Below are 22858 nucleotides of genomic sequence, written 5' to 3'. Positions count from 1 at the left end.
TTTTTAAGGCAAAAAATAGTAAGGATTAGGCAGCTTAAATTCTTTTTGTGCATATCCGCCCATCAGATCACTGTACTGATCGCCAATTGTTGCTACAATGGTGTAACCCTGTTTGCTAATCAACGCTCTGCTGCTGGCTTTGAAAGGAATAATTGAACGGGCATGGTAATTATCGGGTTTTAAATAAAGCCCTGCCCAGTTAGTGTAACCTGCACGAACCAGATTGGTTTTGGTCGCTTCCAGTACTGAAACGGGGCGGCCAGTGACAAAAAAGACTTTGACCCCATGTTTCATGGCTTCTTTATACAGCGCCAGCATAGGCTTGATTGCTGGTGCGTCGGCAGCTGACATTTCAGCTTGTAATTGCTCGCGGGTCGGGTAAAAACCGCGCTTTTGCATGTAGCAATAATTGCTGAGGCTGGTTTCATCAATATCAAGAACCAGGGCGAGCTTTTTAGGATGTTTGCTTTGCTGGTTTAATGTTGCCTGTTTATCAATGTAATGACGTGCGCGTTTAATAACGGCAGCCAGTTCTCTGTCATACTGACCTGAGTCATGATAGTTCTGAACTTCATGGGTTAATAGTGATAAATTCGCGGGTTCGGCAAAGGCGGTATGATTCAATAATACAAAAGGAATGACCAGAAGGCTGAGTAGTTTGGATATTGCTTTCATAAATTATCCCTGAAAAAGATTAGAAATTATACGGAATGCGGCTAAATTGTCAATTGATTGTAGATTGGTAATATTGGGTCGGAACGATTCAACCTGCAAAATTGTCCGGTTCAAAGAAAAAAAAGCAATCGGCTGTTGTTTGTTAATAATTAAATCATTATAATACGCCATTTTTACAAAATAGAACTTATTTGGTACTATATTATAAATAAGACCTTTTTAGTACTAGATTATTTAAGCCGGGGATGGTATGCTGCGCATAAATAAATTGGCCGATTATGGCACAGTAGTAATGGTGTATCTTGCCAAGCATCCGCACACCTTAAGCAGCGCGCGTGATATCGCCCAAAATACGCATCTGACTGTACCTACGGTAAGTAAATTATTAAAAAAGCTGACTAATGCCGGTTTGTTGGTTTCCGTTCGTGGAGCCGCTGGTGGTTATAAGTTACAACGGCAAGCCAGCGAAATCTCGGTTACGCAGATTATTTATGCGCTGGACGAGCAACGCGGTCTGACTGAATGCAGTTTGCAGCCGAATGAGTGTTCTTTGCAGAGTGTTTGTCACGTGCAGGGTAACTGGCGGTTAATCGGACGGGCAATCGAAGCAGCATTAGACAGCGTAAGCCTGGAAAAACTGGCTCGGCCGAATATGCCGGCAGTTGAGATAGAACGCATCAGGCAATTGGCAAGTGGAGTTAAACATGGCTAAAAGCAATGAGCAAATCAATTCCCTGTTAGAGAGGGATTATCAGCACGGCTTCGTTACTGATATTGAAGTAGAGACATTCGAGCCTGGTCTGGATGAAGAGGTTATCCGCCGTCTTTCTGCCATTAAAGGCGAGCCTGAATTTTTATTGGAATGGCGTTTAAAAGCGTTTGAATACTGGAAAACCATGCCGCACCCGGAATGGTCGAGTGTTCATTATCCGCCTATTGATTATCAGGCTATTGCTTATTATTCAGCGCCTAAAAACTTGAAAAATGCGCCTAAAAGCCTGGATGAAGTCGATCCGGAACTGCTCAGAACCTATGAAAAACTCGGAATTCCGCTGAAAGAGCAGGAAATGCTGGCTGGCGTTGCTGTTGATGCGGTGTTTGACAGTGTTTCGGTAGCGACCACCTTTAAAGCCAAGCTGGCAGAGGCAGGCGTCATATTCTGCCCAATTTCGGAAGCAGTGCATAAATATCCTGAGCTGGTGAAACAATACCTGGGATCAGTCGTGCCTTACCGAGATAATTTTTATGCTGCCCTTAACTCGGCGGTATTTAGCGACGGTTCTTTTGTGTATATTCCCAAAGGTGTGCGTTGCCCTATGGAATTATCAACATATTTCCGCATTAATGCCGCGTCTACCGGTCAGTTTGAGCGTACCCTGATTATTGCCGATAGCGACAGTTATGTTTCCTATCTTGAAGGCTGTACTGCGCCCATGCGGGATGAAAATCAGTTGCACGCCGCAGTTGTGGAACTAGTCGCCCTTGATGGCGCCCAAATCAAGTATTCAACCGTGCAAAACTGGTACCCGGGTGATAAAGACGGTAAAGGCGGTATTTATAATTTTGTGACCAAACGCGGCGCCTGCAAAGGTAAACGCTCAAAAATCTCCTGGACTCAGATTGAAACCGGTTCAGCAATAACCTGGAAATATCCCAGTGTTATTCTGCAGGGCGACGACTCAGTGGGCGAGTTTTATTCGGTTGCGCTGACTAATAATTACCAGCAAGCCGATACCGGAACCAAAATGATTCATATTGGTAAAAACACCCGATCCACCATTATTGCCAAGGGCATCAGCGCCGGCCGCTCGCATAATGCGTATCGAGGGCTGGTAAGAATAGCGCCAACGGCAACCAATGCCCGTAATTTTACCCAGTGCGACTCAATGTTGATGGGCGACAAATGCTCGGCGCATACTTTTCCCTATATTGAGGTGAAAAACCCAACTGCGAAACTCGAACATGAGGCAACGACTTCGAAAATCAGCGAAGAGCAATTATTTTATTGCCAGCAAAGGGGAATCGAAACCGAAGACGCGGTATCGATGATTGTGAATGGCTTTTGTAAACAGGTATTAAAAGAATTACCCATGGAGTTTGCGGTAGAAGCAACCAAACTACTGGGTATCAGTCTGGAAGGGGCAGTAGGTTAATATGTTAACAATCAATCAATTAAATGTTGAAATTAATGGCCAGCCAATCCTGAAAGGTATTGACCTGCAGGTAAACGCTGGTGAAGTGCATGCGATTATGGGGCCTAATGGTTCCGGGAAAAGCACTTTATCCAAAGTGCTTTCCGGTCATCCTGCCTATGCGGTCACTGGCGGCGAAATTATTTATGAGGGTAATGATCTGTCGCCATTAGCGCCGGAACAACGCGCTCAGGCCGGCATTTTCATGTCCTTCCAGTATCCGGTTGAAATTCCGGGCGTTACCAATATTAACTTCCTCAAAGCATCAGTTAACGCTGTTCGTAAAGGACAGGGCAAAAATCCAATGGATGCGATTGAATTTTTAAGCTTTATTCGTGAGAAATGCCAGTTGCTGGATATGGATGAAAGCTTTTTATACCGCAGTATTAATGAAGGATTTTCTGGCGGGGAAAAGAAACGCAATGAGATTTTGCAGATGGCAGCGCTTGAGCCCAAGCTTGCCATTCTTGACGAAACCGATTCAGGGCTGGATATTGATGCGCTCAGAATTATTGCCCAGGGCGTCAACGCAATGCGATCGCCTGAGCGGGCTATTCTGATGGTAACGCACTATCAACGGCTGCTTGATTATATTGAACCTGATTATATCCACGTATTGGCTAATGGCAAAATTATCAAATCCGGCGACAAGTCGCTTGCACTGGAGCTGGAAAAGAAAGGCTATAGCTGGCTTGAGGAGACTGAACAGGCATGAGCGAAATCCTGGATTTTTATCAACAGCAGGCAAATGCCGCCCGCTTGCCGGTCGCCTGGTTAGCTGAGCTGCAGACCAAAGCGCTGAATGAGTTTAAACGCTGTGGTTTTCCAGGCCGACATCAGGAGGACTGGAAATACACAACAGTGGATCCATTTCTGCAGCATCATTTTGCAACAGCAGCCAGCGGATACGCCGGCGGTCAGATTAAAACTGATCTGCCCTTTGAGCAGGAAGTGGTGATTGCTAACGGTGAAATAATGCCTGGTGCGCAACAGTTAGCTAATTTGCCGGCAGGCGTGATCGTCAAGCCATTAATACAGGCGGCGGTTGAGCATGAAGAATTGCTTAAGCCTTACCTGAACCAGTTATTGACTCAGGAGCACGGTTTCCATGCCCTGAATCTGGCGGCGCTCCGCACCGGTATTTTTATTTATCTGCCTGAAAATGCCTGTGTTGACGATCCGATTGTCCTGGCGCACTGGCAGGACAAAGAAGATCAGGCGGTTTATGCCCGTCATGTGATTATTGCCGAAACAGGCAGTAAAGCTACGATTATTGAAAGCTATCAAGGCGCACCCGCTTGCCGATATTTTACCAACACGGTAACAGAGGTTCATACTGCGCCTGATGCCAAAATTATTCATTATAAAATTCAGCGCGAAAGCAAGGCTGCATTTCATATCGGCCATTTGGCCGTGAAGCAGGATAGCGCCAGCCAGTTTGATAGTCATTCATTGAGCCTCGGCGGGCGTCTGGTCAGAAGCGACGCCAGTTTCAGACTGCAGGGAGGTAAGGCGCAATGTTTATTAAATGGTGTTTATATGCCGGCTAACGGTCAGCACGTTGATCACCATACTACGGTTTATCATGAGGTTGCTAATTGCCAAAGCACGCAGGATTACAAGGGTATTTTAAATGGCAGTTCAAAAGCGGTTTTTAACGGCAAGGTTGTAGTCGCACGTGACGCGCAGAAGACGCAGGCAGCACAGCAGAATAAAAATCTGTTACTGTCGGCCAAAGCCGAGATAGATACAAAACCGCAGCTTGAAATTTATGCCGATGACGTGGTGTGTTCACACGGTGCGACGGTTGGCCAGTTGGATGAAGACGCCCTGTTTTATCTGGCGACACGGGGAATTGGCCGCCATGAAGCGAGCCAGTTTCTGGTAAGCGCGTTTGCCGCTGATAATTTGCGGCTGGTGCCGGATGCCTATATGGCTGGCTGGATGGCGGATCTGATTAATCAGCAATTGGAAGGATGACATGACTATGAGCGCATCGGATATTTTAAATGTTGAAGCCATACGTAAAGATTTTCCAATCCTGGATCAGATAGTTAATGGTTATCCGTTAGTGTATTTTGACAATGCCGCAACCACCCAAAAGCCCAAAATGGTGATTGAGGCAATCGACCAGTATTACCAGCAGGATAATTCCAATGTTCACCGCGGCGTTCATGCCTTAAGCGCCAGAGCGACTAATCAGTTTGAAGCGGCCCGTAAAAAGGTACAACGTTTTATTAACGCTGCCAAACCGCAAGAGTGTATTTTCACTCGCGGAACAACGGAAGGGATTAATCTGGTTGCGCAAAGTATGGTTGCTCCCCGTATTTTACCGGGCGAGGAAATTCTTATTACTCATATGGAACATCATTCCAATATTGTACCCTGGCAAATGGTGTGCAATAGAACCGGTGCAGTTTTAAAAGTAGCGCCTGTTTCACTTGATGGCGACGTGATATTGGAAGAATTTGAACGCAGCCTGTCTGACAAAACCCGATTTGTTTCGATTTGTTATGCTTCCAATGCATTGGGAACAATTAATCCGGTTAAGCAGATGATTGAAATGGCGCATGCTCATGGGGCATTAGTATTGCTTGACGGCGCACAGTCGACAGCGCATTTGCCGATAGATGTTCAGGCATTGGACTGTGATTTTTACGCGTTTTCCGGGCATAAAATGTATGGCCCAACCGGAATAGGCGTGCTTTGGGGTAAAGAATCATTGCTGGATAGTATGCCTCCTTATCAGGGCGGCGGTGAAATGATTAATTATGTTACCCTGGATGCCACTGAATACGCGCCTTTACCCCATAAATTTGAAGCTGGAACACCGGATATCGCCGGTGTTATCGGCCTGGGCGCTGCGATTGACTATCTGGGATCGCTGGATATGGCCGCGATTGCGGCGTATGAAGCCCATTTACTTGATTACGCAACCGCTTCGTTGAAGGCGGTGAAAGGATTTAATATTGTTGGTACGGCACATGAAAAGGTACCGGTACTTTCTTTTGTGCATGGTACTATCCATGCTCATGACATCGGTACTATTCTGGACAGCGAAGGCATCGCCATTCGCAGCGGCCATCACTGTGCCATGCCGTTAATGAATTTTTTTGATGTGGCGGCAACAACCCGGATTTCCTTGTCTTTTTATAACACGACAGCGGAAATTGATCGCTGTATGCAGATGCTGCATAAAGTAAAAGAGGTATTCGCATGAGTCTTGAATTACGCGAGCTCTACCAGGAAATTATTATTGATCACAACCGTAATCCGCGAAATCATTATGCCATGGAGGATGCCAATAAACAGGCTAACGGGTTTAATCCGTTGTGCGGCGATAAGCTCACCCTTTATGTTAAAATGAATAATGACCAGATTACTGATCTGAGTTTTGTTGGTTGCGGCTGCGCAATATCGCAGGCGTCTGCTTCATTGATGACTGAGGCCATACGCGGAAAGACCGTTGAAGAAGCTGAAGCGATGTTTGAACGTTTTCACAATATGGTCACTGCTGAGGACGATAGCCAGCTGGGTTCGCTGGACAAGCTGGCAGTACTTGCCGGCGTCAGGGCTTATCCTGCCCGGGTTAAATGCGCAACCTTGGCCTGGCATACTTTGCATGCGGCTTTAACCAAAAATGACACGACAGTCTGTACGGAGTAGCGGCGATGTTTGGATTAAAGAAAAAGCAGCAAAATAATGACGCATTGAAAGAACTGGTTATTGCTGCGCTGAAAACCGTTTTCGACCCTGAAATCCCGGTCAATATTTATGATCTGGGATTAATTTATGATATCGCCATTAATGAAGAGCAGCATGTTCATATTCAAATGACGCTGACCAGCCCTGGTTGTCCGGTTGCCCAGACTTTTCCAGGAACCGTTGAGCAGGCCGTCAATCAGCTCGAAGATGTCAGCGACTGTACGGTTGAATTAGTATGGGAACCGATATGGACGCAGGAGCGCATGACAGAGGCTGCGCGTCTGGAGCTAGGAATTTTTTATTAATCATGACAGCTGTTCATTGGCAACCTTCAGCGGCTATTCCGCTTTTAAAACAGCGCGCCCGAATTCTTGCGCAAATCCGCGATTTTTTTAACGGCAGGGGCTATCTGGAAGTTGAAACGCCCATTATGGCTCATTATGGTATTACCGATGTGTATCTCAGTAATATCAAAGCCAGTTTTCGCGGCGAACTTTATTGTCTGCAGACTTCGCCGGAATATCACATGAAACGCCTGCTGGCCGCAGGAAGCGGCCCTATTTTTCAGATTGGAAAATCCTTTCGTGATGATGAACTGGGGCGTTGGCATAATCCGGAATTTACCATGCTGGAATGGTATCAGCTGGGTATTAACCATCATCAACTGATGGATGAAATGGATGCTCTGTTGCAATTGGTGCTACGCTGTCCGCCGATAATCCGTAAGAGTTATCGCCAGGTTTTTGAAGAGCAATGCCAGCTTAATCCTCATACCGCAACAATTACCGAGTTGCGGCAACTTTTAATCCGCTATCAGCTTGATTATGTGATTCCCGAAGATGAAACGGATCGCGATCAATATTTGTTTCTATTAATGAGTCATGTTATTGAACCGGCTTATGCTGAACAGGCAGCTCCGCTTGCAGTGTATGATTTTCCCCAATCGCAGGCGGCGCTGGCAAAGGTCAATAATCAACTCGCCGAGCGTTTTGAGATTTACTTTAAGGGCATTGAACTTGCCAATGGTTTTCACGAACTGACTGAGATGCAGGCGCAAGCAGCGCGTTTTCAGCAGGACATTGCGTTACGCCAGGAAAAAGGCATGGCTCCTGTGGAGGCTGACAAATTTCTGCTGGCAGCGCTGGAGCATGGTTTACCTTCCTGTAGCGGCGTGGCTCTTGGTATTGATCGCTTGTTGATGATTGCGTTAGGGCAGGAGAGAATAGAGCAGGTCATGTCGTTTAATCTTGAGCGGGCTTGATAAGGTTTATCCGGTTGGCAAGTTCAGTGCGAGTAAGCCCTTTCGTTTAAAAGCCTTTTGCAAACACGCATGAAGTCGTCCTGACGCTCCCAGATGCCATCCCTGGCATCTGAGGGTTTGCAAAAGGCTTTTAAACAAAAAGGGCTTACTGCAGAGATTGTAATTGCTCTGGATTTTGCCGTTATTTAACTGGTGAAACAAGATTTTGTTTTTCGCCCTTAACCTGCTCAATAAATTGCTCGCCCTCTGACTGCCAGAATGTCGCAGTAGAATGTCGCTTGACTGCCAGGGAGTATAAACCTAATAAAAGTCCTGGTATTACAGTGGCTACCGCAATGGTATTCCACAGATACCGTTGCCACATTGGGTCACGGTGTTTGCGGAGCGTGCCATTACTATTATCAAGCTGTGTATAGAATTTGCGGGCGCGTTTGGCAGGCAGGTATTCGGCGGCATCATCGATTAAACAGTTATGTAAGCTGGCAACGACTTTAATTTTATCAATAACCTTTTGTTGTGGGTTGGTTAAATCGGTTGGCAGATTAGCACAATAGTCATTGACGCGAGCTTTTAAGTCTTGAAAGGCCATTTTTTCGGTATTGATATTTTTAATTGCAGGAAATAATTTTTTGGCCTCACCAACAAGATGAATAAAATAACTTTCGGTTTCCGGTTGTAATTTTTCGTGAATCAATTGCAAAGCAATTGCTTGTTTTGGATCCTGCAATTGTTTCTTTATTGCGGCAATTTTATCCAGATATTGATTATTGGTATTTTGCAGCGCAACATTTTGCGCTTGTACTTGTTGTAACAGACTCTCTTGACTCTGGTTTGTCTGACGCGTGCTATTCAGTTCCTGAGCAGTAGTTGTTTGTTGCTGCTGCAGATCTGCAATGGTTTGTTGATTTTGAGCGGCAGCATGTTTAAGAGCTGTGATTTGCGCTTCATAGGTCTGAATCTGTGTTGTCAGATTTTCGGTCTGGGCATTGTGTTCAGAAATCAGTTGGTTTTGAGCAGTTTCTAAATCAGCATGTTGTTCCTGCAACCGGGTATATTGCAATTTCAGATCGTCATATGTTTGCTGCAGTGCACTATAGGCTTGTTGTAAGTTTTGCTGTTGGCTATTCAGTTGCTGATTTTGTAACTGTTGTGTATTTAGCCTGGCATTTAAATCAGCATTTGTTTCTTTCTGCTGACTTTCAGCTGATTGCAATTCAGTGTATTGTTCTTTCAGAGTTGAAAGATTCTGTTCAGTATTCTGATTTTGCTCCTGCAATGCAGAGTGCTGCTGCCTCAGGTTGTCATGTTGTTGCTGCAGTGCGCCATATTCCTGTTGAAGCTTTTGCTGTTGGCTATTCAGTTGCTGATTTTGTAACTGTTGGGCACTTAGCCTGGCATTTAAATCAGCATTTGTTTCTTTCTGCTGATTTTCAGCTGATTGCAATTCAGTGTATTGTTCTTTCAGAGTTGAAAGATTCTGTTCAGTATTCAGATTTTTTTCCTGCAATGCAGAGTGCTGCTGCCTCAGGGTTTGATGTTGCTGTTGCAGTGCATCATGTTCCAGTTGGAGCTTATGCTGCTGATTACCAAGCTGCTGATTTTGTAACTGTTGTTCTCTTAATTGGGTTTCTAAGGCTGTGATACGTGCATTCAATTTTTCAATCTGCTCAGTGGAGGCAGTGTTATTTTGCTGAATTTTTTGCTGTTGTGTTTTAACCGTATTGCTATAGTCATTAATTGTAGTTTTCAATGCTTCAATTTCAGTTCTGTTCTTTTCAATCACAGCAAGTTGTTCTTCTTGTTTGCGAACTTCCTGTTCAAGCCGGCTCTGCTGCTGAGTATTGGTTTTTCGAGCTTCTGCCAGTTCTGCCGTCAGTTTATTAATGGCGGCTGTATTGTCTGCCAACAGTTGTTCGCTGCGTTTGTCTTTATTACTCAGTTCTTCAAACTGCTGTTTCAGAGCGGCGATTTCATTTTTTAGTTTTTCATGTACTGGATCTGTTGCGCCTTTAATAACCGCAAGCGCAGAAACATGTTTGATAAAGCATTTGGCAAAATCAAGAAGATAATCTTTAGTCACTTGATCTGCGGTAGCAGAATTTGCGCTAACCATCCTGTGCATGTCGCTTGCAAATTGCTCAAGCCTGATTGCTTGACTGACAAGGTATTCTGCCGTCTGGTTAAGCAGCAATTGCTTGCGGGCGAGAGTATCGTTTCGGATCTCATTATAGGGGAGGTCTGGAATGACGCGAGGAAAGTCATTAAGGGCTTGCTCATACTCGCTGAGCTGAACAAACAGGTCAAAGGTATTGCCGATTTTTTCAAGAGGCCGTTGTTCAGTAATTTCATCCAGCGCAAGTTCGGTCTCGACACATAATTGCTGTAACTCTTGAACCAGCGCTGTTTTGTCCTGATCGTCAAGACATAAGTCATTAGCGATGGCAGGATCAAATCCAAGATTCGATAGTATAGTTTGTTGAGTTTTAAGATTTTCCTCATCTTTGGCATCAAGCGAAATTGCATCCAGGAATTTGAAAATATCGACAAACAATTTATCGGGCTGCTTATCCTGGAGTACTTTAATTTGTTCATTTAATTTTTTCAGGAAGCGCTCTAGTTGTTCTGAATCTGGTTTTTGTGTAAAAAATTCTGCGAGCGATTTTGAAAAACTGCTAATGATATCCTGCGAGGTAACCTGTAATTTCTGGCACAGTGCGTCTGTATTGGTTGTCAGATTGGTTAATTGATTGGTTATGGTATTTTTTAACCCATGTTCCAAAGTCTGACGGAACTGGCGCAGCTGATTCGGATCAGCTTCTTTATTGGCTTCAGTCTGTCTGAAATTATTAAAAGATTCTTCAATGGCGGTTAACAAGGCCTGTTTATGGGATAATTTCCCTTGCAAGTAATCCTGGCTCAATTGATCTATGATCATGCCTAATACAGTATTGATCAATTCCGGGCCGCTTGGGTCAGTCAGCAGCCCCTTAAGCTGATTTTGTCCTAATGAGGCAGCAAGGTTCTCGGTGTTTGATTTGGCATATTGATCCTTGCAGGCAGCGATCAGTTGATTGGTAAAACTTTTTATTGCCTCTTCAGGCTGTCTGTCAACGCTTGTATCAGCTTTAAACTTAAATTTATTTAACAGCATCAATTCTGCATGTTCTCTGTTGATCAGTTTTTTACCGGCAATCGGTGGGATAATCTGGCGCAATTTTGAGTCAGTGTGCTTTCCATAATGGACAATGCGGTCAACCTCGCGAGCCCAGAAAAACGATTGTATCGATTGTTCCTGACCAAGCCATTGATAGCTGGTATTGTCAAAATACTGATACCCTTCGATATTGTTAGCGATTTCATTACAAACTTCCAGTTTCAGAGTGTCAGTACCCTTTTCCAGTGCACTTTTAACAAGCGCTGTCAGTTCATCATTCGCCAGTTTAACGTCATCAATAGCTTTAAATTCACTATTATGGCGCTTTAAAAAATCAATGATTTTTAAAAGTAAGAACTTTTGCACCCCATCTGTTTTTTTATCTTTTAAATGGGTTGGCAGCGGATTGCCTTGCTGATCGTTGAAATTACCAGAGCCAGTGCCATGATGGCCGGGGAGGGTTGATAAGTTGAATCGGGTTTTTTCTGGTGATTCAGGGAGCGGAATAATAGCCTTGAAACAGCGAGAGTGTTCATTTTCTTTAACATATATCTCAAAATCCTCAACGATGTCAGGAATAATATAAAAACGTGGATCAGGATACCATCTGGCTAGTCTGAGCCCCAGGAGGCTGCCGCCAGGAACAGGGTCTAGTACCTGTAAGTTAACTCGGGCATTTTTGATATGCTTGCCGATGCCTTCTATATCCAGTCCTGCAAAATCAGCCTTTTGGAGATCGAAGGCTGTTTTAATATAGCTGTAGGGAGTGTTTCCGAATAATTGTTTACGCCCGGCTTTTTCAAATTTTTCGGCAACTTCCTTGCCAAGCAGCTTTTCCTGAATCGAGCGTTGGGCAGCAAGTTGCGCGAATCCTTCCTTAATCCGTTTCAATTCATGCGCTATCAGTATGGCTTCTACACCCCCACGGCTGTGGCCCATAATATTGATCGGTATTTCACCTTTGCTAATCGCTTCAAGGGCATGGCGTACACCGCGGGCAATGCGATCGCCGACTTCAAAAGCGCCGGTATCGGGTCCTTTAATAATAGTAAGGGTATCGCTAATATAAGGTTCTACTTTCTGTTTGAGATGATCTTCCGAATTGATATCATCATCTTCTTCTATAGGTGTTGATTTGAGAAACCCTGGAATCTGGCTAAATAATTCGCCTTTGGGGTAGAACTTATTAGGCTTGCGGGTCAGGGCGGTGCCAGTCCCGAGCATGATTATTGTTTTAGGCATAGCGACAACCAGAGTACAAAAAGATTGCTCTAATTATAAATAATGATCCTTAAGGAAAAATTATTATCACTAAAAAACCAGGGTCATTACGATCGATAAAACGCAATTGCATCATTTGCGTCAATAGTTGCAGTAAACTGCCCTCGGCTATTGATCAGAAACAGGGTTCCGGTACAGCGTTCATCATGCATGGGATCGCTGTGCTGGATATCGCAATAGACGCCTGCCGGCAACGAGGTCTGAAAGGTTACGGTAATGGGAAATGGTTCATGGTTAATCGCCACAAACCCGATATCTCCACGGCCAAAGGCAATGGCATTGTTATTGTTACTCCACCAGTTTGTTATGGGTAAACCAGCCACGGCATTATGGAATGCAACCATATTAAGAATCTGCGGCCATCGGTGCTGACATTTCCAACCGTTCTTATAACAGGCATTCATTTTACCGCGCAGGGGAGGGCCTTGATCATAATTATCAAATTCATAACCGGAATAAATATTGGGTGCACCATACGGATAAGCCAGCATAAATACATTCGCCAGGGTATAATTGGCGCCGCTGCGGTAATTTAAAGTCGAGTCATTACGCTCAGTGTCCCAGTTATCAATAAATACACGCGCTTTCTGTGTGGGTAAATAATCCCAATATTCGCCAAAATTACCCAGATAAGTCAGTTTTTCCTGCTCAAAGACACGTTTGAGATCACGGCCATAGCGGAACTCATCGACTGGACCAAGAGAAAGGTATTCACTGGGCTGTACAGGTTCATTATTACCCTGGATGACTTCCTGTACCCAGTATATTTCAGGATTGGTTAATTGTGATTTAATCGCCGCCAGATCATCAGCCGCAATATGTTTGGCAGCGTCTATTCGAAAGCCGTCAGCCCCGGCGGTAATTAATTCGTTGAGGTAATGGGCAATTGTTGTGCGGACATAGGAACTTCCGGTATCGAGATCAGCAAGGTTCTCCAGCTCGCATTGCTGGATATTCTCGCGATTGCCGTAGTCGGTAACCGGATTGCGGCAGCTATGAAAATCCCAGGATTGATAATATCCCGGATATTGGTATTTGGCGTAAAGGCTGCCGCCAGTACCGACGCCATTGCCGGCACCGGTAGACATGTGATTTATAACTGCATCAACAATGACTTTGACGCCGGCATTGTGACATACGTTAATCATTTTTATAAAAGCGTTACGATCACCGAGGCGTCCGGCAATTTTATAGCTTACCGGTTGATAGGAAGTCCACCAGGCAGTACCCTGGATGTGCTCTTGCGGCGGTGAGACTTGTACAAACCCATAACCGGCTGGACCAAGCGTTGTCTGGCATTCATTAGCGACTGAATTGTAATTCCATTCAAACAGCGTGACCGTAACATCCTTGACCGGTTTTGCCCAGCCTGCCGGTATCATGAGAACTGTAAACAAAAACGATAGTAATAATGGTAAAAACATAGGCCAGGCATCCTGCTGGTTATGAGCAATTTAATTATACTGATATAATAAAGAAAGAAACTACCATTTTTTGATAAATCTATGCCCGATAATGCAAACCGAAGAAAACGCTATCTTCGCAAAGAGCTGACAACCGCGGTTAATATACAAAAACAGTTACAGGCTGTTATTAACAAGTTGCCTGAAAAATATATTTCTTCGGAAGCCACACTGTTGGGGCAGATTGTTGCTAAAAAGAGTGAAGACTGCCTGAAACAAATGTTGCATGCCGATGAGCAGGAAACTTATCTCATGCACGAAAAGCAGTTGTTGGAATTACTGAGCAATTTTAAGAGAAAACTTGCAATTGATGATAATAAAGAGCAATTGGCGGCGTTTGCTGAAATCGAAGCAACCATTAATCAGTTACGCCAAACCAGGTTTCGCTATCTGCGAAAAGCGCTGGATCGTAATAAACTGCTGGGCGAAGCAGGCTGGATGGGTACAGGAATGGGTCTGGTTACTGCTGCGACCGTACTGGGTACGGCTTTTCCTGCTTTGCTGGTACCGGGTATCGTCGTGGGTGCAGTGGTATTAGGGTATAGCGTGGTCGATTTTGTCAAAGACAGTTATCAGTTTTATTCTGAAGCAACGCATGATGAAGCGAACCCGGATTTAACCGGGTTTGCTGAATTTGATGTCGAGAAATTAAGCGGTGCTAAAGCCGTTCCATCGAAACGCTGGTCTAATGAAAAGCGGTTGGTGAAAGGGCTGGCGGTTTCAGCTTCATTTGCAGGTTTTGCTCTGGCGGTTGTTGCTTTTGCCTTTGTGTTTCCAGGGGCGGGCGTGCCATTTGCCGCCGTAATCGGAATTGCTGCCGCCGGTGTTGTGGTGGCAGCCGCCGCGATTGCAGTACTGGGATATGAAGCTCGGATGGAAAGCAAAGAAATTGCCAATCATCAGCGTAAAATTGAGCAGCAGATTGCCCATGATCATGACGAGTTAAATGACATCGAGCTGGAGCTAAAAGGCAAAGCGAAATTAACCAGCACCGCGACAATTTGCCTGCAGGAGCAAGAACGCCAGCCAACTGTTAATCCCGCACCAGCCGCTGAAGAGGAGAAACAGGAAAAAGAGGCGCCAGCCCCTGAGCCTGCTTCTGAAATAGAGGAACCTCAGGAGCTGCAATATCACACGCCCGAGTCGGATGTTGAAGAGGAAGCCAGTGATGAAAGTGAGAGCGAAGGTGAAACAAAGGAGTTAAAAATTTAAGCCTTGTTAGTAACTCCCCCCGTCATCCCGAGCGCAGCGAGGGATCTCCAGCGTTATGCTAGAGATTCTGCCTCTGAAGGGAGATCCCTCGCTGCGCTCGGGATGACGCGGGGAGTAACCCTTGTTATGATATGCTACTTTTTTATGCACAGGAAAATAGAAGCCTTTTATGACAATAGCACTGGTTTGGTTTCGACATGATTTGAGGTTATCGGATAACCCGGCATTTATTCATGCCTGCTCTCAACATGATTATGTAATCCCTCTCTATATTTTTGATCAAAAAACCAGTGTTTCAGGACGGGCGCAAGCCTGGTGGCTCCATCATAGTCTGGTTTCTTTAAGTAACTCGTTAGCTAAACATGACTTGTCTTTAGTGCTTCGAAAAGGGAAGCCCTTCGATATTATTCTTGCATTGGTTAAGCAGTTATCTGTTGATGCCGTGTATTGGAACCGTTGTTATGAACCGTTAGCCATAGAGCGCGATAAAAAAATCAAAGCGGCACTGATAGAAGAGGGGATTCTGGTGCAGAGCTCAAATGGCAATCTGTTGAATGAGCCCTGGACGATTAAAAACAAAAGCGGCGATTATTTTAAAGTATTTACCGCCTATTGGAAAAATTGCCGGCAAATGCTTCACATTCCTCCTGCCATGAGGTTGTCAAATCACCCCAAGGGAATGACGGTTGCGAGTGATAAGCTGGACCAATGGAAGCTGTTGCCCAAGCTTGATTGGGCTGCACGATTTGCTGAATACTGGCTGCCCGGTGAGCAAGGCGCGCAAAAAAAGCTGGATCAGTTTATTGCCAGCCATCTGCAAAACTATAAGACAAATCGCGATTTTCCGGCAAAAAATGCGACCTCCCATTTATCGCCGCATTTGCATTTTGGCGAAATAAGTCCCTGGACTATCTGGCGGGCAGTTGAGCTGGCACAATTGGAGCGTGACTGTGATTTGCAATCAACAGAGCATTTTTTATCAGAGCTGGGGTGGCGGGAATTTTCGACTTATCTGTTGTACCACTTTCCCCAATTAGCCCAGGATAATTTCAGAAGTGAATTTGATCACTTTCCCTGGCGCGATGATAAAGCGTCTTTAATTCGCTGGCAAAAAGGAATGACAGGTTATCCGCTCATTGATGCCGGAATGCGGGAATTGTGGGTAACAGGCTATATGCATAATCGTATTCGTATGGTAGTCGCGTCATTTCTGACCAAGGGGCTGCTCATTGATTGGCGGGTGGGCGCCGACTGGTTTTTGGATACGTTGGTTGATGCCGATTTGGCTAACAATAGCGCAAGTTGGCAATGGGTGGCGGGGTGTGGTGCCGATGCCGCCCCTTATTTCCGTATTTTTAATCCGGTTTTGCAAAGTCAGAAATTTGATCCAAATGGACACTATATCCGGCAATGGATTCCAGAGCTTGCCGGTGTTGATAATCAGTATATCCATCAGCCCTGGATTAATAAAGCTATTATGTCGAATACCCACTATCCGGAACCGATTATCGATCATAATGAGGCCAGAAACAGAGCACTGAGTTACTATCATCAATTGAAAAGAGGGAGTTAATATGGCGGCTTCGTTTTTGATTTTTGGTCTGGGGTATACCGCTCGGGCTTTAGCGCCTGTACTTGAACAGCAGGGTTTCAGCATTATTGGAACCACTCGTAATCTTGAAAAACCGGCAGCTGCTCATTTAGAGACGGTTACTTTGATTGATTTTTTTGATCCTGATATCGAACAGCATATTAATCAGGCCAGCCATATTCTGGTAACTATTCCGCCGGCGGCTGAGATTGGCGATATCGTTTTGCATCATTATGCCGATTTGATTAAACGGCGTAGCACCCATATTCAGTGGTTAGGATATCTTTCCTCTACCGGCGTTTATGGCGATCATCAGGGCAAATGGGTTAATGAAAACAGCCCGTGTTTTCCTGAAAGCGCAACGGCGTTGGCGCGGATGGAGGCAGAACAACGGTGGCTTTCGTTTGCTGATAAATGGCATTTGCCGCTTCATATTTTCAGGCTCGCTGGTATTTATGGGCCAGGAAGAAATGCACTGGAACGGCTTGTTTCGGGCAAGCAAGACAGTATTTATAAACAAGGGCATGTGTTTTCCCGTATCCATGTTGATGATATTGTTTCGGTGCTTCTTGCTTCAATGACTCATATTCACCCTTTGTCAATCTATAACATAGCGGATGATGAGCCAGCGCCCTCGCATGTGATTGATGCCTATGCAGCCGCATTACTTCACAGGGAGCCATTACCGCTGATTAATTTTGAAGAAGCTGCTTTATCGCCCAGGTTAAAGGAGTTCTATTCCGATAACCGCCGTATTTCGAATCAAAAAATAAAAGAAGAACTCAAGATTAAGCTAAAATATCCTACTTTTCGTGAAGGATTAAAAAGCATTAAGGTGGAAAACCGGCCTGGGCTTCGTTGAATAAATAGATAGTAGCCTTGATGCAGCGAAGCGTAATCAAGGTTTCTATCGCGCATTCAGATGCCTTGAAAGTTCAGAGCGGGTAACTCCTATCCTTTAAAGGCTTTTTGCAAACACGCATGAAGTCATCCTGACGCTCCCAGAATTGGCTTGCTAATTGAGCCGATTATATCTATTATTAAACTCAAATAATGAGCCGAATATAATCATTAATCGGCTCACAAAAGAGATTCACTCATGATTACTACACAAACAGAATGGATCTGGCAGCAGGCTGATTGGCCGAAATTTCATTGGCAAGATAACCTTATCCAACCCCTTCTGCGAGCCGTTCGTCTGAAACAAGGTATTCTTCTGGGTAAAACAGGCGCTATAGCTGATAATATTTCTCTTGAGTCAGCGCTTGATACCCTGCTTCAAAATATTATTGCTTCGTCTGCTATTGAGGGAGAACAGTTAAACGTCCAATCTGTACGCTCGTCACTGGCAAAACGAATCGGTTTGCATTTAAACCAACCGTATCCAACGACTGAACGTTCGGAGGGGTTGGCCAAAATGATGTTGGATGCCATTGATAATTTGAATATGCCATTGTCGCTAGCACGCTTACAACAATGGCATTACTGGCTGTTCCCTGAGAACACAACATCTCTTTTCTATTCAGTACAAGCAGGGCAATTACGAGATGAAGAGCCTATGCAAGTTGTTTCCGGGCGTATTGACAGGCCAACAGTGCATTTTGAAGCGCCGCCGAGAGAGCAGTTAGAGCAAGAGTTAAATACGTTCATTGACTGGTTTAACAAGAGCGGTGCAGAGCCAACATTAGATCCCTTATTGCGGGCAGCAATTTGTCATTTCTGGTTTGTAACTCTGCACCCATTCGATGATGGAAATGGGCGGATTACGCGTGCACTGACGGATTTGGCATTAGCCCAGGATGATCGGCAGAGTATTCGTTTATATGCGATGTCAGCGACTATCCTTGCTAATCGTAATGATTATTATCAGATATTGGAAAAAAGTCAGCGCAATACTACCAATATAACTCCTTGGTTATGCTGGTTTTTTAACATTCTGGAAAATAGTATAGAAACCGCTATCTGTAAAATTGATCGCACCCTTGCAAAAAGCCGTTTTTGGCAAATTTTTCAGGGAGCTGATCTGTCAATCGAGCAGGTCAAAGTGCTTAATCGTATGTTTGATGAAGGAGAGCGCGGTTTTGAACAGGGAATCAGCGCGGCACAATATAGAAAAATTGCCAGAGTCAGTAAAGCAACAGCAACAAGACATTTGGCTGATTTACTGGAAAAAGGCTGTATTGAAAAACTACCCGGCGGAGGAAGAAGTACCCGCTACCAGATCAAAAAAACGTAGGTTAGGTCGTTTGACCCAACAAGGATGTTTGCCAACCAGTGTATCTTTGATGCAAGCAGCGATCAAAGTTATTGCTGTTGAAAAATGGCGTGTTGGGCTTTACAGCTCAACCTACGGTAATTTGATTAAATCGTAGGAGCTTGGGGTAAAACTGCTGGCGCTGGCTCTGGCACCTGTCTTACGGCTAACGGTGACGGATGATGAGCTGGCGGTATACCCAAGTCATCGTTCTGCTCAAGCGCCGGCCTGTTTCCCAATCCAAGACGTTCCATGGCATTATTGCTGTTGCCAACTTCTTGCGCTTGCTGAGCGGCAGTGTTATTTTCCTGCTCATTCTGTGCTGTTTGCCCACGTCCAGACAGGTAACTGATAACAGCCGTTGTTCCTGCCACAATCAGAGCGGCTACCGCTGCCAGACCAGCGGCGGCAGGCGCTGCAGATGCAATCACTGCATCAACTCCAAGAGCATGAAATAACGAGAAAGTTAAAATATTAACAATCGGCGAGGTGAATTTGCCGATAAATAAAAATATCGGCGAGAGAAAATGGGCGATTGCGTTAGCGGCTGAAACGATGCCTGCAGGCAGGTGAGTCGCCAGATAGGGCAGCACATGGGCCGCCAGAAATTTACCAATAAACGGAAATGTCATGGTATAAAGCACCAAAATAAACATAGCGTGTAAACTGGTAAGGAGAATGCCGACTACCAGGCCCTTGCTGCTCGCTTGTTTCCAGGTATTACGTAACGCCTCAACAGGGGATGTAATACTGCGGCCAACAAAGTAAACTGCCTGCAAAGGGTATTGTACGAGTGTTATCGCTACGGCCGTGAATTCTAACAAGAAGGTAGAAGCAATTAAAAGCCCAATAATCGGTTGCAGTAATAACCAGCCCAGTTTACCGGCTAGCACTGCAATCAGGCCATTATTATCATCCATATGAAGGTGGTAAAAGCCCTCTGCGACTTCAGTGAGCGCACGGTAGGCGGAGGCGGTGTGAATGGACAGCCTGGCAAGTTTTGTGCCCACATAGGGCACCAAATGTTTAAGCGTCATCGGCAATACTTCAGTCACCAGTCTGGCGACATTCAGGGTAAATCTGATAGGAGTAAGCAGCAGGTTGACTGGAATATTAAATACGGCATAAAAAAATAATTTCCAGTTTGCTGTTCTGGGTTTCCAACCGATAAAGTTCCGGTACAGATTTTTAAAGCTTTGCTCATAACCTTGTAGCGGTTTATTGGGCAATCCAAAAAAAGAGCTAATCAAGGTTAATGGCGACTCAATTTTTTTACAGGCTCGTTTAAACCCGGCTGATTTTCCATTAACGGTTTCTTCCAGATAGTCAACGCCAGTAGCGGAGTAGGTTTTATAGACATGTTTTTTTATCTTGTTCCATGTTTCTTTAAAGTTTACCCCTCTCTGCCTAGCCATAACAATGCTGCCTGTATTTGATGAAAAGAATGGCGCTATTATAACGATTTACAGCTTTATTTGTCAAATAATTATACAGTATTGTAAGTGTAAGGACAGTTTTAGAACAAATAACGGATTGCGAAAAGCCGCAATCCGATATGGAGGTTAGTTATCGAGGCTGAGCCGGCGGTTGAGCCTGATTCACATAATCAAATGCATCAGACATAGGATTAGCGCCAGGAGCGCCAGATCCAGGATTACTGTAAGCAGGATGGAAAAGTCCTGATCCATGAAACGGTGGTTGGCTTTGACTAACAGACGCTACGGTCACTGGTTCTTGAGGCGCACTGGTATTTAGCATGGTGAGCGGTGCAGGATAACCAGGGACAAAGTCAGGAGTGCTAGGATCTCTACCCATAGTAAAGTGATGCTCATGGCCATGGTGCTGAGACTGGTGAGACGGCTGATGATAATTATTCTCAATCTCAGATGAAGGAAGTTCATTATCGGGCTCAATATCAGAGACTGCCGTGTTGCTATGCCACCAGTTTCTGAATCGGTTAACCAGCAAGTTGCCAAGGACGCCAATGGTTGCAAAACCTGCTCCAATCAGAAGTCCGGCTGAAAGCGAGCCGTTTATAATTGCAGTCACAGCGGGTGTCAGTACCGGCAGAACAGCAGGCAGCCAGGCAATGGCAACAGGCAGGGCTACCGCATAAACATTCGCAATCAATATTATATGGAGCGTAGTATAAAGAAATCTGGTCCAGGTTTTGGTATTGGAATGCCAGGTATCACGAATTGAATCGATAGGTGAGGTAAGGCTGCGCCCTATGATATGGAGCGCGCCGAAATAATAAGTTGCACCGACAAATGCCATCCAGGTAACAAATGAGATTGCGGCTAAAGGCAATAAAAGCGCACTGCGGTTTACCAGGTAACGACTCAGTCGTATGGCTTTTTCTGCGAGATAGGCAAACAGGTTTTGTATAACCACCGGGGCCACTTCAGTGAACAGCTTCATAACATTCAGAGCAAATTTCAACGGTGTAAGAACTGTGTTTAACGGGATCATAAACACCGCATTGAAAACCAGCCTGGCTGTACTTTTGTTAGGTTGCCACCCAATAAAATTTTTCCCGATATTTAAAAAACTTTGTTCATAGCGATCAATTTTCGCATTTGGTAGACCTAAAAAAGAGCTAATCAGTGTAGCATTGTTTTTTCTGAACATTGCAGTTCTTTCTTTAAGCTCCGGCATTCTATGCCCGTATTCATGATCACTGCCATTCATAGTATGAGAAACAGGATCAATACGATCAGCAGGGAAAGTATGAAAGAGAAAATTACGGAGATTTCTGAGGATGTCAGCAACAGTTTTTCTGTGTTTAGGCATAAATTTTATCATGGTATTCTTCCTTCTCTGTACAAAGCAGTTCCTGATTGTAATCTTTGTTTAATAATGGGTCAAGTTGATCGTATGATTGAACTTGACATGGATCTTTTGTTGGGTCAAACGACCCAACCTACAGCTTGTTAATGCAGCGTTTTATCCGAGGGATTTAAACTGTTCACGGCCTGGCTGAGTAGAAACTGCATAGTGCTTGCTGACTCAGGAAATGTCTGGTTAAACAGCGCGCCGCATTGTTGCTTATTAGTCTGGAGATTAATAATGACTTCAGCAATGGCTGCCAGAAAGCAGTGCAGATCGCTGGTTCTTGTTTTCTGAATTGCTGATTCTGCGTCAGCAAAATTGCCGGTTAAGGCGTGCACCACTGCAAGCCCTCCCCAGCCGTCAGCGGCATCTGACAGCTTAAGCGCATTTCCGTAAGCGTTTTTTGCCTGAGTAATATTATCTTGCAGCAAATAACACCAGCCCAGACTAATCCAGTTATCGTAAAATTCGGGATGATATTTCGCGGCTTGAAGAAAGGCTTTTTCAGCTGCCGGAAGCTTCATGTTGGTCATATATATTGTGCCAAGAGCAAACCAGAGGCGGCTTTCTTGCGGGTAGCTTACGATCAATTCTTCAACTTCACTGGCCGTTGCCTGTTTGTCCAGCGTCCGTAATAAAACTGAAGTGAGCGTTGCTTCAAAGTTTTCAGGATTCAGGGCGAGGGCCTGTTCCGAATACTTATGCGCTTTTTCGGCATTACCGTTATCAAAATGCAGAATTGCCAGTAATCCTATAATTGCTGCATCTTCAGGGTTATATAGGCTTTCCAGAACAAAAATGGCTTCTTTCATAAATCGCAGGGCATATAAAATCCTTGCTCGCAAAAATTCGCCAGATTCATGCTTTTGTTGTTCCGGGATCTGGTTGATAACTGCCAGTGCCTGTTCTGCTTCACCATGCAAGTACAGACCAAATGCCAGATTATAGCGATTGTTGGCATTATCTTCTTCAGCGAGGGCATGTTCAAATGCTTTAATTGCCTGTTCAAAATGCTGGCTATCAAGCGCTAATACTCCCTCATGTTTCCAGAATGGCAGGCCAGACAGCGTTTTTGCTTGCTCAAGATGATGTTGTGCGGATTCCAGATTGCCCAGTGCGCGGTAATAACCGCTGATGCTTAAATGCAGGTTAGGATTATTTTCATCCTGTTCCAGATAGAGCAGGTGAAGTTCAAGTTTTTGTTGTAATATCGATTTATCCATTTTATTACTCTTTAA

General features: G+C 44.8%; 18 protein-coding genes. 12 read left to right on the top strand and 6 right to left on the bottom strand.

The features are described 5' to 3' along the window. Window positions 1–3 precede the first annotated feature (3 nt). Complete coding sequence (locus ACFORL_RS10570; RefSeq protein WP_382343799.1) at window positions 4–675, bottom strand: HAD family acid phosphatase; 672 nt, start codon at window positions 673–675, stop codon at window positions 4–6. A 250-nt stretch (window positions 676–925) separates the two neighbouring features. On the opposite strand from ACFORL_RS10570, the gene ACFORL_RS10565 reads away from it, so the two are divergent. The 8 genes from ACFORL_RS10565 to epmA are packed head-to-tail and all read left to right on the top strand — an operon-like array spanning window position 926 to window position 7833. Beyond that, window positions 926–1387, top strand: coding sequence for an SUF system Fe-S cluster assembly regulator (locus ACFORL_RS10565; RefSeq protein WP_382343797.1), 462 nt, complete (start codon window positions 926–928; stop codon window positions 1385–1387). Further along, window positions 1380–2828: a Fe-S cluster assembly protein SufB gene (sufB, locus tag ACFORL_RS10560; protein WP_382343795.1), complete on the top strand. Its 1449-nt coding sequence runs from the start codon at window positions 1380–1382 to the stop codon at window positions 2826–2828. Before ACFORL_RS10565 ends, sufB begins: the two co-directional genes overlap by 8 nt. A gap of 1 nt (window position 2829) precedes the next feature. Continuing rightward, window positions 2830–3582 carry a Fe-S cluster assembly ATPase SufC gene (gene sufC, locus ACFORL_RS10555; RefSeq protein ID WP_382343794.1) on the top strand — a complete coding sequence of 251 codons (753 nt, stop codon included), beginning with the start codon at window positions 2830–2832 and terminating at the stop codon, window positions 3580–3582. Further along, window positions 3579–4847, top strand: coding sequence for a Fe-S cluster assembly protein SufD (gene sufD, locus ACFORL_RS10550; RefSeq protein WP_382343792.1), 1269 nt, complete (start codon window positions 3579–3581; stop codon window positions 4845–4847). The genes sufC and sufD overlap by 4 nt, the downstream gene beginning before the upstream one ends. Window positions 4848–4854: 7 nt before the next feature. Continuing rightward, the gene (locus ACFORL_RS10545) at window positions 4855–6087 is read left to right on the top strand and encodes a SufS family cysteine desulfurase (protein ID WP_382343790.1); all 1233 of its coding nucleotides are present in this window, start codon (window positions 4855–4857) and stop codon (window positions 6085–6087) included. After that, window positions 6084–6533, top strand: a complete 450-nt coding sequence (gene sufU / locus ACFORL_RS10540; RefSeq protein ID WP_382343788.1) for a Fe-S cluster assembly sulfur transfer protein SufU — start codon at window positions 6084–6086, stop codon at window positions 6531–6533. Before ACFORL_RS10545 ends, sufU begins: the two co-directional genes overlap by 4 nt. A gap of 5 nt (window positions 6534–6538) precedes the next feature. Next, window positions 6539–6877, top strand: a complete 339-nt coding sequence (locus ACFORL_RS10535) for an SUF system Fe-S cluster assembly protein (RefSeq protein WP_382343786.1) — start codon at window positions 6539–6541, stop codon at window positions 6875–6877. Between the two features lie 2 nt (window positions 6878–6879). Beyond that, window positions 6880–7833: an elongation factor P--(R)-beta-lysine ligase gene (epmA, locus tag ACFORL_RS10530; protein WP_382343784.1), complete on the top strand. Its 954-nt coding sequence runs from the start codon at window positions 6880–6882 to the stop codon at window positions 7831–7833. A gap of 181 nt (window positions 7834–8014) precedes the next feature. On the opposite strand, the gene ACFORL_RS10525 is transcribed toward epmA, so the two are convergent. Together ACFORL_RS10525 and ACFORL_RS10520 are read right to left on the bottom strand one after the other, a co-directional pair. Continuing rightward, entirely contained in the window at window positions 8015–12229 is a 4215-nt protein-coding gene (locus ACFORL_RS10525; protein WP_382343783.1) for a hypothetical protein, read from the bottom strand. An 86-nt stretch (window positions 12230–12315) separates the two neighbouring features. Continuing rightward, window positions 12316–13692, bottom strand: coding sequence for an alpha-amylase (locus ACFORL_RS10520; protein ID WP_382343782.1), 1377 nt, complete (start codon window positions 13690–13692; stop codon window positions 12316–12318). Between the two features lie 81 nt (window positions 13693–13773). Here ACFORL_RS10520 and ACFORL_RS10515 point away from each other — a divergent pair, with 81 nt between their 5' ends. The 4 genes from ACFORL_RS10515 to ACFORL_RS10500 all read left to right on the top strand — a co-directional run bounded on the left by ACFORL_RS10515 (window position 13774) and on the right by ACFORL_RS10500 (window position 18770). Beyond that, window positions 13774–14943, top strand: a complete 1170-nt coding sequence (locus tag ACFORL_RS10515) for a hypothetical protein (RefSeq protein WP_382343780.1) — start codon at window positions 13774–13776, stop codon at window positions 14941–14943. A gap of 169 nt (window positions 14944–15112) precedes the next feature. Beyond that, window positions 15113–16516, top strand: coding sequence for a cryptochrome/photolyase family protein (locus ACFORL_RS10510; RefSeq protein ID WP_382343778.1), 1404 nt, complete (start codon window positions 15113–15115; stop codon window positions 16514–16516). Between the two features lies 1 nt (window position 16517). Next, window positions 16518–17396: an SDR family oxidoreductase gene (locus tag ACFORL_RS10505; protein ID WP_382343777.1), complete on the top strand. Its 879-nt coding sequence runs from the start codon at window positions 16518–16520 to the stop codon at window positions 17394–17396. Between the two features lie 237 nt (window positions 17397–17633). Beyond that, the gene (locus tag ACFORL_RS10500) at window positions 17634–18770 is read left to right on the top strand and encodes a Fic family protein (RefSeq protein WP_382343776.1); all 1137 of its coding nucleotides are present in this window, start codon (window positions 17634–17636) and stop codon (window positions 18768–18770) included. 125 nt (window positions 18771–18895) lie between these two features. On the opposite strand, the gene ACFORL_RS10495 is transcribed toward ACFORL_RS10500, so the two are convergent. The 3 genes from ACFORL_RS10495 to ACFORL_RS10485 form a co-directional block, all read right to left on the bottom strand. Beyond that, entirely contained in the window at window positions 18896–20203 is a 1308-nt protein-coding gene (locus ACFORL_RS10495; protein ID WP_382343774.1) for a hypothetical protein, read from the bottom strand. Between the two features lie 151 nt (window positions 20204–20354). After that, window positions 20355–21581, bottom strand: coding sequence for a hypothetical protein (locus ACFORL_RS10490; RefSeq protein WP_382343772.1), 1227 nt, complete (start codon window positions 21579–21581; stop codon window positions 20355–20357). Window positions 21582–21721: 140 nt separating this feature from the next. After that, window positions 21722–22843 (bottom strand): tetratricopeptide repeat protein, encoded by a 1122-nt coding sequence (locus ACFORL_RS10485; RefSeq protein ID WP_382343770.1) that lies wholly within the window; start codon window positions 22841–22843, stop codon window positions 21722–21724. Window positions 22844–22858: the final 15 nt, after the last annotated feature.

The sequence above is a fragment of the Legionella dresdenensis genome (assembly GCF_042649825.1).
GTDB classification, from domain to species: Bacteria; Pseudomonadota; Gammaproteobacteria; order Legionellales; family Legionellaceae; genus Legionella_C; species Legionella_C dresdenensis.
This window is presented reverse-complemented; position numbering and strand designations above follow the sequence as displayed.

What these genes read in the sequence shown, in the direction of transcription:
- ACFORL_RS10570 (WP_382343799.1), bottom strand. Translation starts at nt 675, where the DNA reads ATGAAAGCAATATCCAAACTACTCAGCCTTCTGGTCATTCCTTTTGTA.
- ACFORL_RS10565 (WP_382343797.1), top strand. Translation starts at nt 926, where the DNA reads ATGCTGCGCATAAATAAATTGGCCGATTATGGCACAGTAGTAATGGTG.
- sufB (WP_382343795.1), top strand. Translation starts at nt 1,380, where the DNA reads ATGGCTAAAAGCAATGAGCAAATCAATTCCCTGTTAGAGAGGGATTAT.
- sufC (WP_382343794.1), top strand. Translation starts at nt 2,830, where the DNA reads ATGTTAACAATCAATCAATTAAATGTTGAAATTAATGGCCAGCCAATC.
- sufD (WP_382343792.1), top strand. Translation starts at nt 3,579, where the DNA reads ATGAGCGAAATCCTGGATTTTTATCAACAGCAGGCAAATGCCGCCCGC.
- ACFORL_RS10545 (WP_382343790.1), top strand. Translation starts at nt 4,855, where the DNA reads ATGAGCGCATCGGATATTTTAAATGTTGAAGCCATACGTAAAGATTTT.
- sufU (WP_382343788.1), top strand. Translation starts at nt 6,084, where the DNA reads ATGAGTCTTGAATTACGCGAGCTCTACCAGGAAATTATTATTGATCAC.
- ACFORL_RS10535 (WP_382343786.1), top strand. Translation starts at nt 6,539, where the DNA reads ATGTTTGGATTAAAGAAAAAGCAGCAAAATAATGACGCATTGAAAGAA.
- epmA (WP_382343784.1), top strand. Translation starts at nt 6,880, where the DNA reads ATGACAGCTGTTCATTGGCAACCTTCAGCGGCTATTCCGCTTTTAAAA.
- ACFORL_RS10525 (WP_382343783.1), bottom strand. Translation starts at nt 12,229, where the DNA reads ATGCCTAAAACAATAATCATGCTCGGGACTGGCACCGCCCTGACCCGC.
- ACFORL_RS10520 (WP_382343782.1), bottom strand. Translation starts at nt 13,692, where the DNA reads ATGTTTTTACCATTATTACTATCGTTTTTGTTTACAGTTCTCATGATA.
- ACFORL_RS10515 (WP_382343780.1), top strand. Translation starts at nt 13,774, where the DNA reads ATGCCCGATAATGCAAACCGAAGAAAACGCTATCTTCGCAAAGAGCTG.
- ACFORL_RS10510 (WP_382343778.1), top strand. Translation starts at nt 15,113, where the DNA reads ATGACAATAGCACTGGTTTGGTTTCGACATGATTTGAGGTTATCGGAT.
- ACFORL_RS10505 (WP_382343777.1), top strand. Translation starts at nt 16,518, where the DNA reads ATGGCGGCTTCGTTTTTGATTTTTGGTCTGGGGTATACCGCTCGGGCT.
- ACFORL_RS10500 (WP_382343776.1), top strand. Translation starts at nt 17,634, where the DNA reads ATGATTACTACACAAACAGAATGGATCTGGCAGCAGGCTGATTGGCCG.
- ACFORL_RS10495 (WP_382343774.1), bottom strand. Translation starts at nt 20,203, where the DNA reads ATGGCTAGGCAGAGAGGGGTAAACTTTAAAGAAACATGGAACAAGATA.
- ACFORL_RS10490 (WP_382343772.1), bottom strand. Translation starts at nt 21,581, where the DNA reads ATGCCTAAACACAGAAAAACTGTTGCTGACATCCTCAGAAATCTCCGT.
- ACFORL_RS10485 (WP_382343770.1), bottom strand. Translation starts at nt 22,843, where the DNA reads ATGGATAAATCGATATTACAACAAAAACTTGAACTTCACCTGCTCTAT.